Consider the following 14,435-nt stretch of genomic DNA (forward strand, 5'->3'; position numbering starts at 1 on the left):
TCATGCCTGATGGCGGCTGACGCCTTCCAGAGCCTATAGCAACGCCGTTATCCATTCACTTTTAGCGTTTTGCGACGCAGATAGTCTGCGCCAGACGAGAGGGTTTTTCTTCTGTGGCTTGTTGCGGCGCAGTAGCATAAGCCGTTTCAACGCAGACAAACGTTTTATAGCCGTCATCCGGCATGTCGCCCATGCTGACGGACAACGCCGGGCCAGGGTTCCAGCCTACGACGTTAAGATGATGGTGGTGGACCACATCAATCGTGCGGTTTAATGTCGCATCGTGGATCACGCTACATGCTTCAGGATTGAGGTAAACGCGATCGGTACGGTCCGGAAAGGTTTGCATACCGTCGGTCAGGACACCTTCTTTAGCGTCGTTAACTTTATCAATAAACCGATCGCCGAGTCCGCTGACCTTAACGTTGGCGATGTCGCCAACGTTAAAATAGCTGTGGAGCGCGGATGTGGTTGCAAACTCGCCATGCGCTTCCAGTTCAATTTCACAGGTTTTGCCCACTTTAAAACGTGCCAGCAGCGTGAAATCGTGCGGCCAGTATTTCCGGGTGGCCTCACTGCTTTGCAGCTCAAATGTCAGCATTACGCCATTATCATCTTCATTATGCGCTTTTAGCGCCCACGGTAGATTACGCGCAAAGCCGTGTGACGGCAGACCCTGTTGAGCCGCAGGTCCAAACCAGGGCCAGCAGATCGGTACGCCGCCGCGTAGCGCCACGCCGGTTTTGAAAGGCGTATTATTACTGAGCCACAATACCTCTTCCTCGCCAACGGGTTTCCAGGAGAGAAGGTGCGCGCCCTGTAATGCAAAAGAGGCTTTAACCTGCGGATGGTCAACGACGATCAGATCCAGGTCATCAAGCTGACGACGGGAAAGGACAGGGGTAAGCTGTTCGATAACCGGGAGGGCAAAAATTTTATTAATCATTACGCAATCCTCTTAACCCTAAATAATTCGAGTTGCATGACAAGGCGCTTGTGCCTTGACCAGTGCTTGCGCTGGCCCGTAGAGGCGGGGCCGCAGGCCGAGTAACGCGGCAAGTGAACGACAAATTCATCGGGAACGAATTTGAACAACCGTAGGTAACCTCCGGCCAGGGACATCCCTGATTCATCCCGATAAGTTCGACTTCCGTCAGTGATTCGGGTGAGAAAGCATAGCCAACACACCTGCAACTTGAAGTATGACGGGTATATCTTTAAGCAAAAAAAAGAGCGACCTGAGTCGCTCTTACCAATGACTGTGTCATCTCAACTTATTTGGAGATGTGAGCAATCAGGTCCAGTACTTTGTTGGAGTAACCGGTTTCGTTATCGTACCAGGAGACCAGTTTCACGAAGTTGTCGTTCAGCGCGATGCCTGCTTTAGCATCGAACACGGAAGTGCATACTTCGCCGTTGAAATCGGTAGATACAACGTCGTCTTCGGTGTAACCCAGAACGCCTTTCATTTCGCCTTCGGCAGCAGCTTTAACAGCAGCTTTGATCTGCTCGTAGGTAGCCGCTTTTTCCAGACGAACGGTCAGGTCAACAACGGATACGTTCGGAGTCGGAACGCGGAACGCCATACCAGTCAGTTTGCCATTCAGTTCAGGCAGTACCTTACCTACCGCTTTAGCAGCGCCAGTAGAGGACGGGATGATGTTCTGAGATGCGCCGCGGCCGCCGCGCCAGTCTTTGTGAGACGGGCCGTCAACGGTTTTCTGGGTTGCGGTAGTCGCGTGAACAGTGGTCATCAGACCTTCGATGATGCCGAAGTTGTCGTTGATAACTTTAGCCAGCGGTGCCAGGCAGTTGGTGGTGCAGGAAGCGTTGGAAACGATGTCCTGGCCTTCGTATTTGTCAAAGTTAGCGCCTTTAACAAACATTGGGGTGTTGTCTTTAGACGGACCCGTCAGAACCACTTTTTTCGCGCCGGCGGTGATGTGTTTACGCGCGGTTTCGTCAGTCAGGAAGATACCGGTAGCTTCAGCCACTACGTCAACACCAACTTCGTCCCATTTCAGGTTAGCCGGATCGCGTTCAGCGGTAACACGGATTTTTTTACCGTTAACGATCAGATGACCGTCTTTCACTTCAACAGTACCGTCGAAACGGCCGTGAGTGGAGTCATATTTCAGCATGTATGCCATGTACTCTGCGTCTAACAGGTCGTTGATTGCAACGATCTCGATGTCAGAACGTTTCTGAGCAGCACGGAAAACAATGCGACCGATACGGCCAAAACCGTTGATACCTACTTTGATAGTCATATATTCCACCAGCTATTTGTTAGTGAATAAAAGGTTGCCTGTAAAATTACAAAAACCTTACGCAGCGTCAAGCGGAATCGTGTCAATCATTGCGACAAATCAATCCTCTGCACAACCTTTGCGCGGCTGATTCGCCTCACTCTTCCTTTCGGCTTGAAACCACATGGGGGCGCCGCCCCGAATTTTAAAGGGCAACCGAGATAATAATGTGACATCAGTCACGATTCGTGAGCCGCCATTTCGCAATGATCAAGTTTAGAACAAAAGTTGGTACTGAGGTGTTAATGTTTTGTTAGAATCGGTCAGGCAATGTGAGCACGTTTAAAGTGAGATGTGAGCAAATGGCTAACCAACCTTCAGCAGAAGAACTCAAGAAAAAATTGTCCGAAATGCAATTCTACGTGACGCAGGATCGTGGCACAGAACCGCCATTTACCGGACGCCTGCTACATAATAAACGCGATGGGGTTTATCACTGCCTGGTCTGTGATACGCCGCTTTTTCACTCCCACACCAAATACGATTCAGGCTGCGGCTGGCCTAGCTTTTACCAGCCTGTCAGCGAAGAGGCGATTCGTTACATAGACGATTTTTCTCATGGAATGCAGCGTGTCGAAATTCGTTGCGGTAACTGCGATGCGCATCTCGGACACGTTTTCCCGGATGGTCCGCAGCCAACCGGTGAGCGCTATTGCGTTAACTCGGCCTCGCTGGCCTTTTCTGACGAGAAAAACGGCGATCAACTGAAAGGCTGAAAAAACGATTCAGCAAATTATTCCACAGGAGCGGACACATCATGAATCTTGATGAGATCATTAACAGCATGACGCCGGAAGTGTATCAACGTTTATCCACCGCCGTTGAGCTGGGTAAATGGCCGGATGGCGTGGCGTTGACGCCGGAACAGAAAGAAAACAGCCTACAGCTGGTGATGCTATGGCAGGCGCGGCACAATACCGAAGCGCAACATATGACGATCGATACTCACGGTCAGATGGTGATGAAAAGCAAGCAGCAGCTCAAAGCGGATTTCGGTATTACGTCAAAGCCGATTGCGACATTGAAAATGCAGTAACGGCAGCCGGATAAGAGGTAGTCGCCATCCGGTGGTTTAATTGCCAATGCGTTGTGCTTACCGGGCCTGCTCATTGCTGCCAGATACAGGCCCGCCATATTTTTACGAATAACGCTTAATGTCCAGCGAGTCCGCCAACTGTGTTGCTAACTGGTTATTGTCATCGGTGCCTTATTCCCAGAACATTGCGCCGGCCAGCCCGCGCTTTGTAATCTGTTTCGTTAGAAGCGCTCTCCAGCCTGCGTTGAGCTTTGCCTGGTAGCGACGCTGACGTGACGTATCCGGCCCAAAGATCTATGCAATGGTCTCACCGCTGCGTGATGTATTGACCGGATACGATACCTGCTCCGCTACCTGGCGACAGCCTGGCCCTGCGTCTCTTCCCAGTCTGCCAGCGTATACAGCGTCGCGCCTGCCGCCGCCATCTCCATAAACGCGTGTGCGCTATCCTGCGGGTGAATATTCACGCCGCGACAGCCATCGGTGATAACGTTAACGGCATAGCCCAACTCTAGCGCATCCAGCACCGTAAATTTTACGCAGTAATCGGTCGCCAACCCCATCACGATAAGCTCGGTAACGTCATGCTCGCGAAGCCAGGTATCAAGGGTAGTTTTCTGCCGATGTTCGTTGTCAAAAAACGCGCTGTAGCTATCAATCAGCGGGTTTTCACCCTTAAAGATGCAGGCGTCAATCGCATGTTGGTTAAGCAGGGGATGTAACGCCGCGCCGTCGGTATGTTGAACGCAGTGATCCGGCCAGAGCGTTTGCGGCAGCCCGTCCAGCTTTCCCTGACTATAGGGTTCCGCCTGATGCTGGCTGGCGAAGCTGCCATGCTGCGCGGGATGCCAGTCCTGGCTGGCCAGCACCGGAATCTGCCGGGGCTGGCACCAGTCAATAAGAGCGTTGGCGATGTCGATGGTGCTGTCGCCTTCCGCTACAGCCAGCGCGCCGCCGGCGCAAAAGTCATTTTGCAAGTCGACCAGTAATAAGGCCCGGTTTGTCATTATCTTCTCCTTGTCGTCGGGATTTTTTAATCATCCGGCGTCAATTCACCACGCAAGTTTTGCGCCATCGCGCTACGAATCGCCTGAGTGTCCAGACCCTGGCTTAACAAATAATGCAGTTTGGTTAAGGTAGCTTCGACAGTCATATCGGCACCGCCAATCACGCCAGCGTGCGCCAGCGCATTACCGGTAGCGTACCCGCCCATATTGACTCGCCCTGACATGCATTGCGTCAGGTTAACCACCACGATGCCGCGCGAACTGGCCTCTTTCAGCTCCTGTAAAAACGCTTTATTTTGCGGCGCGTTGCCTACGCCATAAGAGCGCAGAATCAGCGCTTTTACCGGCTGACGCAGAAAGTTACGTACTACCTCGGCGGAAATCCCCGGATAAATCGTCACTACGCCTATCGGCTGCGGCGTAATAGGGTGAACGATTAATTCACCAGAACCGTAGGGCGCGGGAGGCGTATTTAAACGGCGAATGTGAATTCCTGCTTCCAGCAAGGGCGGCAGATTAGGAGAGGCAAAAGCGTCAAAACCATCCGCATGGGCTTTGGTCGTGCGATTGCCGCGGAACAGACGATTATTAAAAAACAGCGTTACTTCATTAATAGGGTAGTTGGCGGCGACATAAAGCGCATTCAGCAAATTAATTTGCCCGTCGGAGCGCAGCTCAGCCAGCGGAATTTGTGACCCTGTCACAATAACCGGTTTACCCAGATTTTCCAGCATGAAAGAGAGCGCCGATGCGGTAAACGCCATCGTGTCGGTGCCGTGCAGAATAACAAAACCGTCATACTCATCGTAGTGCGCTTTGATATCTGCAGCGATATGCTGCCAGTCTTCCGGCGTCATATCTGATGAATCCATCAGCGGGGCATATTCATGGATGGTAAAATCCGGCATCTCCGGGCGGTGGAATTCCGGCATCAGCGCCAGCTGGCGCTGAAGGTGCCCGGACACCGGGATATACCCTTTATCTGAGCGCTGCATACCGATAGTACCGCCGGTATAGGCAACGTAAATTGATTTCTTTTGCATGATAATGTTCAGTCGTGTCGCGAAGGACGTATTAATGATTATCGGATGGCGGCTATGAGCAGACGCCGCCATCCGGTATGGCTATTGATGAAGCATTAGCGAACGTTCGCGCAAGTCAAACAGAACGCATAACGGTTTTGCGGATCGTTAAATGCCGCCAGTTTATCCCCCTCGGCCTTCACCGTGTTGGCGGCGGAAACGAGCGGCGCCGGGAGCATCGCCTGAATGGCCTCCGGCAGCATGGCGCGTACTGATCCGGTCATACTGTCCATGACCATATCAAGGACCGTCGGTTCGTCCTGATAGTAATCAAGATGCCACTGTTTCAGTTTCGCCAGCTCCGCCGCTTTGGCGACGGCGTCGTCAAAGTCGCCGAGACTGTCCACCAGACCATTGGCTTTCGCGTCTTCTCCGGTCCAGACATGGCCTTGTGCGATTTTATCAATCTGCTCCGGCGTACGCTTACGCGCGTCTGCCACCAGCGTGATAAAGCGTTTGTAGCCGTACTCAATACTGAGTTGCATCATCTGCTGCACTTCCGGTGACAGCGCTTTGGTCATCGAAATATCCGCCAGCGGCGAGGTGGAAACGCCGTCGCTGTGTACACCAATCGACGACAGGCTGTTTTCTACCGTATTGATGACGCCGAAGATGCCAATTGAACCCGTCAGCGTGCTGGGGCTGGCCACGATATAGTTTGCCGGCGTAGAGATCCAGTAACCGCCGGAGGCCGCCATGCCGCCCATTGAGACCACCACCGGTTTGCCGGCCGCTTTTGCCGCCGCCAGTTCGGCGCGGATAACTTCGGAGGCGTTGACGCTCCCGCCTGGGCTATTGACGCGCAGCACAATCGCTTTCACTTTAGGATCAAGGCGTGCGTCGCGGATCTGCGATGCCGTAGTGTCGCCGCCGACATTCCCTGGCGTTTCTTCGCCATCCATAATCGCGCCATTGGCGAAAATAACCGCAATAGTACCGCCGGTATCCGCAGGCGTTTTCAGCGAATAATCGTAATAGCTGATCGCGCGATAGTTATTTTCAGTTTTGCTCCAGCCAAACTGCTTCGTCAGCGCTTTTTCAACATCTGCGCTGGAGGCGAGGGCGTCCACCAGTTTATGGTCGAGCGCATATTTGGCGGTGTCACCGCCCACGCTGGTTAACCCGTCGATAATAGCCTGGGCGCCGGGGAAGAGTTGTTGCGGCGAAATCTGGCGATTGGCGGAAACGGTATGCAGGTAGTTCTGCCACAGTTCGCCTATCCAGCGGTTGTCGGCCTCGCGGGCGGCGGGCGACATATCGTCGCGGATAAACGGCTCGACGGCGGATTTATAGGTGCCGACCCGGAAAACGTGGGTAGAGACTTTCAGCTTATCCAGCAGCGTTTTGTAGTACAGGCCATTCGTAGCGAAGCCGTGAAGATCTACCTGACCCTGTGGGGAAAGCCAAATTTTATTGGCGAAACTGGCGAGGTAATACTGACCCTGGCTGTAGTTTTCACCCACGGCAAAAATCGGTTTGCCGCTGTCGCGGAATTCGCGCAGCGCTTTACCGATATAGCGCATTGACGGCTGATCGGCGCCGGTGAAGTTTTTCAGATCCAGAACGATACCAGTGATGTTACGGTCATCTTTCGCCTGACGAATAGCGTTGACGATGTCAAACAGGGAGTTTTCCTGCAGACGGTCGGAGCTGGCGCCAAATAACTGGCGACCCAGCGCGCCCAGACGGTGATTGGTGGACGGTTTATCCACAATGACGCCGGAAATATCCAGCAGCAGAGCGCCGCGCGCGGTTTGCTCACTGTTGCTGCCGTTACCGATCTGCATCCAGATCCCAACGCCCACCAGGACCAGAAAAATAAAGAACAGGTTGAGTACCATTTCACGGACGAAGTTCAACACTCGCCACGTCCATTTAAAAAATCCGGCAATAAATCGCCACAGGGTTCGCATGTATTCTCCCTATCTGAGTAACAACGCTTATACCTTGGTGAGGATAAAGCATTAAGATGTGGCTATCGTAATGACCCATCAGGCAGTTGTCAGCAGGAATCACTGCCTGCGCTGTAACAAAATCCGCTCCCGTGTTAATTTTGTGAATAAATATCATTGCTGGAGTTAATCAAATGGATGCACTAGAACTGCTGATCAACCGTCGTAGCGCCTCTCGTCTCGCAGAACCGGCGCCTGTCGGAGAGCAATTACAGAACATTCTGCGGGCGGGAATGCGTGTTCCCGATCATAAATCTCTACAGCCGTGGCGTTTTTTTGTGATTGAAGGAGAGGGGCGCGACCGCTTCAGCGCCGTGCTTGAACAAGGCGCTGTCGCTGCCGGGGGCGATGAGAAAGCGAACGAAAAAGCGCGTAACGCGCCGTTTCGTGCGCCGCTGATCATTACCGTGGTGGCGAAATGCGAAGAAAACCATAAGGTTCCGGTGTGGGAACAGGAGATGTCTGCCGGATGCGCGGTGATGGCGATGCAAATGGCGGCGATTGCGCAAGGGTTTAATGGTATCTGGCGTAGCGGCGCATTAACGGAGAGCGCTATCGTGCGGGAAGCCTTTGAGTGCCGCCCTCAGGATAAAATTGTTGGTTTTCTCTATCTCGGCACGCCGCAGCTCAAAGCGTCAACGACGATCAGTACCCCCGACCCCACGCCGTTTGTGCGTTATTTCTGACGCTGAGGGATAAAACTGTCTGGATTCTGAGCAAAGGCGCGGTAATTCAGACAGTGATACTTACCACATCAGGGAATGAGCGCTACCATAGCGCGAATGCAATGACAGGAGATGTCCATGAGCGAGCAAGCCATTCGTTTAACGCAATACAGCCACGGCGCTGGTTGCGGTTGTAAAATTTCCCCTAAAGTGCTGGAGACTATCCTGCATAGCGAGCAGGCGAAGTTCGTCGACCCGAACCTGCTGGTGGGTAATGAAACCCGCGATGATGCGGCGGTTTACGATCTGGGTAATGGCACCAGTATTATCAGCACCACCGACTTCTTTATGCCGATAGTCGACAACCCGTTCGATTTTGGCCGCATTGCGGCAACAAACGCCATCAGCGATATTTTTGCGATGGGCGGCAAACCGATTATGGCGATCGCGATCCTTGGCTGGCCGATTAATACCCTGTCGCCCGATATTGCGCGTGAAGTGACCGAAGGGGGGCGCTTTGCCTGCCGTCAGGCCGGTATCGCGCTGGCGGGCGGACACTCTATTGACGCCCCGGAGCCGATCTTTGGTCTCGCGGTCACAGGCGTAGTGCCGACCGAACGGGTGAAGAAAAACAGTACCGCGCAGGCGGGATGCAAACTCTTTCTGACCAAACCGTTGGGGATTGGCGTGTTGACCACCGCCGAGAAAAAATCGCTGCTTAAGCCTGAACATCAGGGGCTGGCGACGGAAGTCATGTGTCGGATGAACATTGCTGGCGCGGCGTTTGCCAATATCGACGGCGTAAAAGCTATGACTGACGTTACCGGTTTTGGCCTGCTGGGGCACCTGAGCGAGATGTGCCAGGGCGCAGGTGTGCAGGCGCTGCTTTGCTATCAGGACATCCCTAAACTGCCGGGCGTGGAAGAGTATATTGCTCTGGGCGCCGTACCGGGCGGCACAGAGCGCAACTTCGCCAGCTATGGTCATCTGATGGGCGACATGTCGCGTGAAGTTCGTAGCCTGCTGTGCGATCCGCAAACGTCAGGCGGTCTGTTGTTGGCGGTAACGCCGGACGCCGAAGACGATGTTAAAGCCACCGCGGCGGAATTTGGTATCGATCTGACCGCGATTGGTGAACTGGTCGAGGCCCGCGGCGGTCGCGCTATGGTTGAGATTCGTTAACCTGATGCGGTTGTTTATTGCCGAAAAACCGAGTCTGGGGCGCGCCATTGCGGATGTGCTGCCAAAACCGCACCGTAAAGGCGATGGTTTTATTGAGTGCGGAAATGGGCAGGTCGTCACCTGGTGTATTGGTCATTTGCTGGAACAGGCGCAGCCGGATGCGTATGACAGCCGTTATGCGCGCTGGAATTTGGCTGACCTGCCTATCGTGCCGGAAAAATGGCAGCTTCAGCCTCGTCCTTCCGTCACCAAACAGCTCAATGTGATTAAGCGCTTTTTGCATCAAGCCGGTGAAATTATTCACGCCGGTGACCCGGATCGCGAAGGGCAGCTTCTGGTTGATGAAGTGCTGGATTATCTCCAGCTTCCTGCCGAAAAGCGCCAGCAGGTGCGGCGTTGTCTGATAAACGACCTTAACCCGCAGGCGGTCGAGCGTGCTATTGACAGGCTGCGAGCGAACAGCGACTTCGTGCCGCTGTGCGTCTCCGCGCTGGCGCGAGCGCGAGCGGACTGGCTGTATGGCATTAATATGACCCGCGCTTACACGATCCTGGGCCGGAATGCCGGCTATCAGGGCGTGTTATCCGTGGGACGCGTGCAGACGCCGGTACTGGGGCTGGTGGTGCGGCGAGACGAAGAGATTGAGAACTTCGTCGCCAAAGACTTCTTTGAAGTAAAGGCGCACATCGTTACGCCTGCCGACGAGCGTTTTACCGCTATCTGGCAGCCGAGCGAGGCGTGCGAACCTTATCAGGATGAAGAGGGGCGCTTGCTTCATCGTCCGCTGGCGGAGCATGTGGTGAACCGAATCAACGGTCAGCCCGCGCTGGTAACCAGTTATAATGATAAACGGGAATCAGAATCCGCGCCGCTGCCGTTTTCGCTCTCGACGCTACAGATTGAAGCCGCCAAACGCTTTGGCCTGAGCGCGCAAAACGTGCTTGATATTTGTCAGAAGCTCTATGAAACCCACAAACTGATTACCTATCCGCGTTCCGACTGCCGTTATCTGCCGGAAGAACACTTTGCCGGACGGCAGGCGGTCATGAACGCGATTAGCGTCCACGCCCCGGATTTACTGCCGCAGCCTGTGGTTAATCCTGATACGCGCAATCGCTGCTGGGATGACAAAAAAGTGGATGCGCACCACGCGATTATCCCGACGGCGCGCAGTTCTTCTGTCCATCTGACGGAAAACGAAGCGAAAGTGTACACCCTGATTGCGCGTCAGTATCTGATGCAGTTCTGCCCGGACGCGGTGTTTCGTAAATGCGTTATTGAACTGGAAATCGCCAAAGGAAAATTTGTCGCCAAAGCGCGTTTTCTGGCGGAGGCCGGTTGGCGGACGTTACTGGGCAGTAAAGAGCGCGACGAGGAAAACGACGGTACGCCGCTGCCGGTTGTCGCCAAAGGTGATGAGTTGCTGTGTGAAAAGGGGGAAGTGGTCGAACGCCAAACCCAGCCGCCGCGTCATTTCACCGATGCGACATTGCTTTCCGCGATGACCGGAATTGCCCGCTTCGTGCAGGATAAAGATCTGAAAAAGATCCTGCGCGCGACCGATGGGCTGGGGACGGAAGCCACGCGCGCCGGGATTATCGAACTGCTGTTCAAACGTAGCTTCCTGACCAAAAAAGGGCGCTATATTCATTCTACCGATGCTGGCAAAGCGTTAATACATTCGCTGCCGGAAATGGCGGCCCGTCCAGATATGACCGCGCACTGGGAATCTGTTTTGACGCAAATCAGCGAAAAGCAGTGCCGTTATCAGGATTTTATGCAACCGCTGGTCGGCACGTTATATCAGCTGATCGATCAGGCTAAGCGCACGCCGGTGAAGCGCTTCAGAGGGATAGTCGCGCCAGGTGGCGGAGAAAAGAAAAAGAGCGCGCCGCGTAAGCGAGCGGGCAAAAAAAGCCCGCCTGCTGAGGAGACAGGCCGTCAGACCGAATAAGCGTAAAGCCATCTGGCCTGACGACGGGATTAAATGACGCCCTGCGCCAGCATGGCGTCGGCAACTTTCACGAAACCGGCGATGTTGGCGCCCTGAACGTAGTTGGTATGCTTATTATCGCCGCCGTACTCGACACAGGCGTGGTGGATATCCAGCATAATGTGATGCAGACGGGCATCCACTTTCTCGGCTTTCCAGCTCAACCGCGCGGCGTTCTGCGCCATTTCCAGCCCTGATGTCGCCACGCCGCCCGCGTTGGCGGCTTTACCCGGCGCAAACAGTACGCCCGCCTCAAGGAAGAGATCGGTCGCTTCAATCGTGGTTGGCATATTTGCCCCTTCCGCCACGGCTTTTACGCCATTGGCAATCAGTACGCGCGCGGCGTCAACGTCCAGTTCGTTCTGCGTCGCGCATGGCAGGGCGATATCCACCGGTACGCTCCAGGGCTGCTGGCCTTCCAGATAGGTTAAGCCAAACTCACGGGCGTAGTCAGCGACGCGACCGTCACGGCTGGCTTTAATTTCACACAGACGCGCCAGCTTCTCTGGCGTGAAGCCACTTTCATCGACCACCGTCCCGCTCGAATCCGACGCGGTAACCACGCGCGCGCCAAAGGCCATCGCTTTCTCAATGGCGTATTGCGCTACGTTGCCGGAGCCGGACACGGCGACGCGCATCCCTTCGAAACCGAGACCATGACGTTTAAGCATTGCTTCGGTAAAGTAGACCAGGCCATAGCCCGTCGCCTCCGGGCGAATCAGGCTGCCGCCGAAGGAAAGCCCTTTGCCGGTGAAGACGCAGGCGCTGTTATTGGAAAGCTTGCGCATCATTCCCGCCATAAAGCCCACTTCGCGCCCGCCCACGCCGATATCCCCGGCAGGCACGTCGGTATCCGGCCCTAAATGGCGATACAGTTCAGTCATTAGCGCCTGGCAGAAACGCATCACTTCGCCTTCGCTTTTCCCTTTCGGATCGAAATCGCTGCCGCCTTTACCGCCGCCCATCGGCAACGTGGTGAGGGCATTTTTAAAGGTTTGCTCAAAGCCGAGGAACTTAAGGATGGAAAGGTTTACCGAAGGATGGAAGCGCATACCGCCTTTATAGGGGCCGATAGCAGAGTTGAACTGCACGCGCCAGGCGCGATTTACCTGCACCTGGTTTTTGTCGTCCAGCCACACTACGCGAAACTGAATTACGCGCTCTGGTTCAACCAAACGTTCCAGTAAAGACATGTGGCGGTAACGGGGGTTTTGTTCAAGAAACGGCCACAGGGTGGTCATGACTTCACGGACGGCTTGCGCGAACTCGGTTTGATGCGGGTCGCGCTTTTGTACATGGTTGAGGAACGATTCCAGAGAACATGTCTGATCCATAGATATAAAAACCTCTTATATATTAATGTGGTTGTATTTGCGTTTTATCAGAATATGTATTTGCAGTTTTCGACTATACCATCAGCAATGTGACGGTAAGCAAGAAAAAAATGACGCTGCTAAGTAAATTCATAACGGGGCGAGGGTCATAACTAAAAGCGATGACAAAAGAGGATTAAAGTTTTCACGGCGGCTTACCGTTATACTGAGAATATATTTAGAAAAATAAGGAACTCCTATGTGCCGAAGCCTCGTGGTCGCCGTGATGGCTATAATGCCAATGGTCGGGCTGGCAAACCAGAACAGTCGTCCTGATATTCAGGTGAATGTCCCGCCGGAAGTTTTCAGCACGCGCGGTCAGTCGTCCCAGCCCTGCATTCAGTGCTGCGTTTACCAGGATCAGAATTACTCCGAAGGCGCGGTAATAAAAGTGGAAGGCGTCTTGCTCCAGTGCCAGCGTGACGAAAAAACCATCAGCACGAATCCGTTAGTCTGGCGTCGCGTAAAGCCATAAACGCCTGCAATAGCGGAATATCCGCCGGGGCGAGGGGGTACTCCAGCGCCTCTTCCGGCGTACACCAGGCTAATGCCTGATGTTCCAGCGCACGTATCAGACCGTTAAACGCAGGCACATGCCAGGCGTGCAAATGAATTCGTCGGCCAGACACGTCGCGTTGATGGCTGGCGATATAGACGCCGGGCGTGGCGTCAATCCCTAACTCTTCGCGTAGCTCGCGGACAAGCGCCTGCGGCTGGGTTTCGCCGGGTTCGACTTTACCGCCGGCAAACTCCCATAAACCGGCTTGATCCGCATGAGCTGGGCGCTGGGCCAGCAGAATTTTGCCGTCGCGTTCAATGATGGCGGCAACAACATCGAGTTTTTTTATCATTGTCGTTAAGGTCGTTATTCCTGCCGGGAAGCGTCGCGCTATCCCGGCCTTACGGTTAATCAGAAAGCGGAATCAAACACGAAACGTCGCCCAGACCGGCGCATGGTCGGAGGGTTTTTCCATACTGCGAATGTCATAGTCTATACCGGTTTCTGCGCAACGTTCCGCCAGCGGAGCGCTTGCCAGCAAGAGGTCGATACGCAGCCCGCGATTATCCACGAAACCTTTTGAGCGGTAATCAAACCACGAAAATTTATCCATCGTTTGCGGATTCGCCTGACGGAACGTGTCCACTAATCCCCACTTCAGTAACCGTGACATCCATTCACGCTCCTCCGGCAGGAAGGAGCATTTACCGGTACGCAGCCAGCGTTTGCGGTTCTCTTCGCCGATGCCAATATCCAGATCGGTCGGGCTGATATTCATGTCGCCCATAATTAATACCGGATTATCGCACTTGAGTTCCGTTTCAAGATAGTTTTGCAAGTTCTGATAAAACTGCGCTTTCGCGGGGAACTTCAACGGATGATCCCGGCTTTCCCCCTGCGGGAAATAGCCGTTAATGACGGTAATATTACCCAGCGGCGAGGGGATTTCCGCCATGATAATGCGGCGTTGCGCCTCTTCGCCATCATCCGGGAAACCGCGTCTGACGGAAATGGGCGTGGCTTTTGTTAGCAGCGCGACGCCGTAATGGCCTTTTTGTCCATGATAGAAAACGTTATAGCCCAGCTTCGCGACCTCTTCGAGCGGGAACATTTCGTCGTGGACTTTTGTCTCCTGTAGGCCGATCACATCGGGCTGGTGTTTTTCGACAATCGCTTCAAGCTGATGGGGACGGGCGCGCAGGCCGTTGATATTAAAAGAGACAAATTTCATAGTCACTGCCACTTTGCAAGGTGAATCGTGTTGGGATGGTAACAGAAATTTTACCGGGTGACTGCCACTCATCGTCAGATTCGGCCAATGGAAGCGTATGGTGTTT

At 53.9% G+C, this 14,435-nt stretch carries 14 protein-coding genes; 6 read left to right on the forward strand and 8 right to left on the reverse strand.

Annotation, left to right across the window (positions count from 1 at the left end; all coding sequences use genetic code 11):
• Window positions 1-61: 61 nt before the first annotated feature.
• Together NA624_RS01285 and gapA are read right to left on the reverse strand one after the other, a co-directional pair.
• Window positions 62-946: a D-hexose-6-phosphate mutarotase gene (locus NA624_RS01285; protein WP_000608663.1), complete on the reverse strand. Its 885-nt coding sequence runs from the start codon at window positions 944-946 to the stop codon at window positions 62-64.
• Window positions 947-1,274: 328 nt separating this feature from the next.
• Entirely contained in the window at window positions 1,275-2,270 is a 996-nt protein-coding gene (gene gapA / locus NA624_RS01290; protein ID WP_000153505.1) for a glyceraldehyde-3-phosphate dehydrogenase, read from the reverse strand.
• Window positions 2,271-2,611: 341 nt separating this feature from the next.
• Here gapA and msrB point away from each other — a divergent pair, with 341 nt between their 5' ends.
• Together msrB and NA624_RS01300 are read left to right on the forward strand one after the other, a co-directional pair.
• On the forward strand, window positions 2,612-3,025 hold the full coding sequence (msrB, locus tag NA624_RS01295) for a peptide-methionine (R)-S-oxide reductase MsrB (RefSeq protein ID WP_001519539.1): 414 nt from the start codon (window positions 2,612-2,614) through the stop codon (window positions 3,023-3,025).
• A gap of 41 nt (window positions 3,026-3,066) precedes the next feature.
• Window positions 3,067-3,345: a YeaC family protein gene (locus NA624_RS01300; RefSeq protein ID WP_001046864.1), complete on the forward strand. Its 279-nt coding sequence runs from the start codon at window positions 3,067-3,069 to the stop codon at window positions 3,343-3,345.
• Window positions 3,346-3,695: 350 nt separating this feature from the next.
• Here NA624_RS01300 and pncA read toward each other — a convergent pair whose 3' ends face one another.
• From pncA to sppA, 3 genes are all read right to left on the reverse strand, one after another.
• Window positions 3,696-4,352, reverse strand: a complete 657-nt coding sequence (gene pncA, locus NA624_RS01305; RefSeq protein ID WP_000184705.1) for a bifunctional nicotinamidase/pyrazinamidase — start codon at window positions 4,350-4,352, stop codon at window positions 3,696-3,698.
• Window positions 4,353-4,378: 26 nt separating this feature from the next.
• On the reverse strand, window positions 4,379-5,395 hold the full coding sequence (ansA, locus tag NA624_RS01310) for an asparaginase (protein WP_001170134.1): 1,017 nt from the start codon (window positions 5,393-5,395) through the stop codon (window positions 4,379-4,381).
• A 95-nt stretch (window positions 5,396-5,490) separates the two neighbouring features.
• Entirely contained in the window at window positions 5,491-7,347 is a 1,857-nt protein-coding gene (gene sppA, locus NA624_RS01315) for a signal peptide peptidase SppA (RefSeq protein WP_001259863.1), read from the reverse strand.
• A gap of 173 nt (window positions 7,348-7,520) precedes the next feature.
• Between sppA and NA624_RS01320 the strand changes: the two genes are divergently transcribed.
• The 3 genes from NA624_RS01320 (at window position 7,521) to topB (ending at window position 11,187) form a co-directional block, all read left to right on the forward strand.
• Window positions 7,521-8,072: an NAD(P)H nitroreductase gene (locus NA624_RS01320; RefSeq protein WP_000339305.1), complete on the forward strand. Its 552-nt coding sequence runs from the start codon at window positions 7,521-7,523 to the stop codon at window positions 8,070-8,072.
• 117 nt (window positions 8,073-8,189) lie between these two features.
• A complete protein-coding gene (gene selD, locus NA624_RS01325) occupies window positions 8,190-9,233 on the forward strand; it encodes a selenide, water dikinase SelD (RefSeq protein WP_001294888.1) in 1,044 nt (347 codons plus the stop codon).
• 4 nt (window positions 9,234-9,237) lie between these two features.
• Window positions 9,238-11,187 (forward strand): DNA topoisomerase III, encoded by a 1,950-nt coding sequence (topB, locus tag NA624_RS01330; protein WP_001235863.1) that lies wholly within the window; start codon window positions 9,238-9,240, stop codon window positions 11,185-11,187.
• A 29-nt stretch (window positions 11,188-11,216) separates the two neighbouring features.
• Here topB and gdhA read toward each other — a convergent pair whose 3' ends face one another.
• Window positions 11,217-12,560, reverse strand: coding sequence for an NADP-specific glutamate dehydrogenase (gene gdhA, locus NA624_RS01335; RefSeq protein WP_000372865.1), 1,344 nt, complete (start codon window positions 12,558-12,560; stop codon window positions 11,217-11,219).
• A 238-nt stretch (window positions 12,561-12,798) separates the two neighbouring features.
• Here gdhA and NA624_RS01340 point away from each other — a divergent pair, with 238 nt between their 5' ends.
• Window positions 12,799-13,074, forward strand: a complete 276-nt coding sequence (locus NA624_RS01340) for a YnjH family protein (RefSeq protein ID WP_000336847.1) — start codon at window positions 12,799-12,801, stop codon at window positions 13,072-13,074.
• Here NA624_RS01340 and NA624_RS01345 read toward each other — a convergent pair.
• Window positions 13,034-13,450, reverse strand: a complete 417-nt coding sequence (locus NA624_RS01345) for a pyrimidine (deoxy)nucleoside triphosphate diphosphatase (protein ID WP_000592137.1) — start codon at window positions 13,448-13,450, stop codon at window positions 13,034-13,036. The two genes, NA624_RS01340 and NA624_RS01345, sit on opposite strands and share 41 nt — an antisense overlap.
• Window positions 13,451-13,522: 72 nt before the next feature.
• Complete coding sequence (xthA, locus tag NA624_RS01350; RefSeq protein WP_000673954.1) at window positions 13,523-14,329, reverse strand: exodeoxyribonuclease III; 807 nt, start codon at window positions 14,327-14,329, stop codon at window positions 13,523-13,525.
• Between the last annotated feature and the right edge of the window lie 106 nt (window positions 14,330-14,435).

Origin of the sequence: Salmonella sp. NW38 (assembly GCF_051807745.1) — a bacterium.
Lineage (GTDB): Bacteria > Pseudomonadota > Gammaproteobacteria > Enterobacterales > Enterobacteriaceae > Salmonella > Salmonella enterica.

Coding starts and splice junctions, on each gene's coding strand:
- ansA (WP_001170134.1), bottom strand. CDS start 5,395: ATGCAAAAGAAATCAATTTACGTTGCCTATACCGGCGGTACTATCGGT.
- selD (WP_001294888.1), top strand. CDS start 8,190: ATGAGCGAGCAAGCCATTCGTTTAACGCAATACAGCCACGGCGCTGGT.
- NA624_RS01320 (WP_000339305.1), top strand. CDS start 7,521: ATGGATGCACTAGAACTGCTGATCAACCGTCGTAGCGCCTCTCGTCTC.
- sppA (WP_001259863.1), bottom strand. CDS start 7,347: ATGCGAACCCTGTGGCGATTTATTGCCGGATTTTTTAAATGGACGTGG.
- NA624_RS01340 (WP_000336847.1), top strand. CDS start 12,799: ATGTGCCGAAGCCTCGTGGTCGCCGTGATGGCTATAATGCCAATGGTC.
- pncA (WP_000184705.1), bottom strand. CDS start 4,352: ATGACAAACCGGGCCTTATTACTGGTCGACTTGCAAAATGACTTTTGC.
- xthA (WP_000673954.1), bottom strand. CDS start 14,329: ATGAAATTTGTCTCTTTTAATATCAACGGCCTGCGCGCCCGTCCCCAT.
- NA624_RS01345 (WP_000592137.1), bottom strand. CDS start 13,450: ATGATAAAAAAACTCGATGTTGTTGCCGCCATCATTGAACGCGACGGC.
- gapA (WP_000153505.1), bottom strand. CDS start 2,270: ATGACTATCAAAGTAGGTATCAACGGTTTTGGCCGTATCGGTCGCATT.
- gdhA (WP_000372865.1), bottom strand. CDS start 12,560: ATGGATCAGACATGTTCTCTGGAATCGTTCCTCAACCATGTACAAAAG.
- topB (WP_001235863.1), top strand. CDS start 9,238: ATGCGGTTGTTTATTGCCGAAAAACCGAGTCTGGGGCGCGCCATTGCG.
- msrB (WP_001519539.1), top strand. CDS start 2,612: ATGGCTAACCAACCTTCAGCAGAAGAACTCAAGAAAAAATTGTCCGAA.
- NA624_RS01300 (WP_001046864.1), top strand. CDS start 3,067: ATGAATCTTGATGAGATCATTAACAGCATGACGCCGGAAGTGTATCAA.
- NA624_RS01285 (WP_000608663.1), bottom strand. CDS start 946: ATGATTAATAAAATTTTTGCCCTCCCGGTTATCGAACAGCTTACCCCT.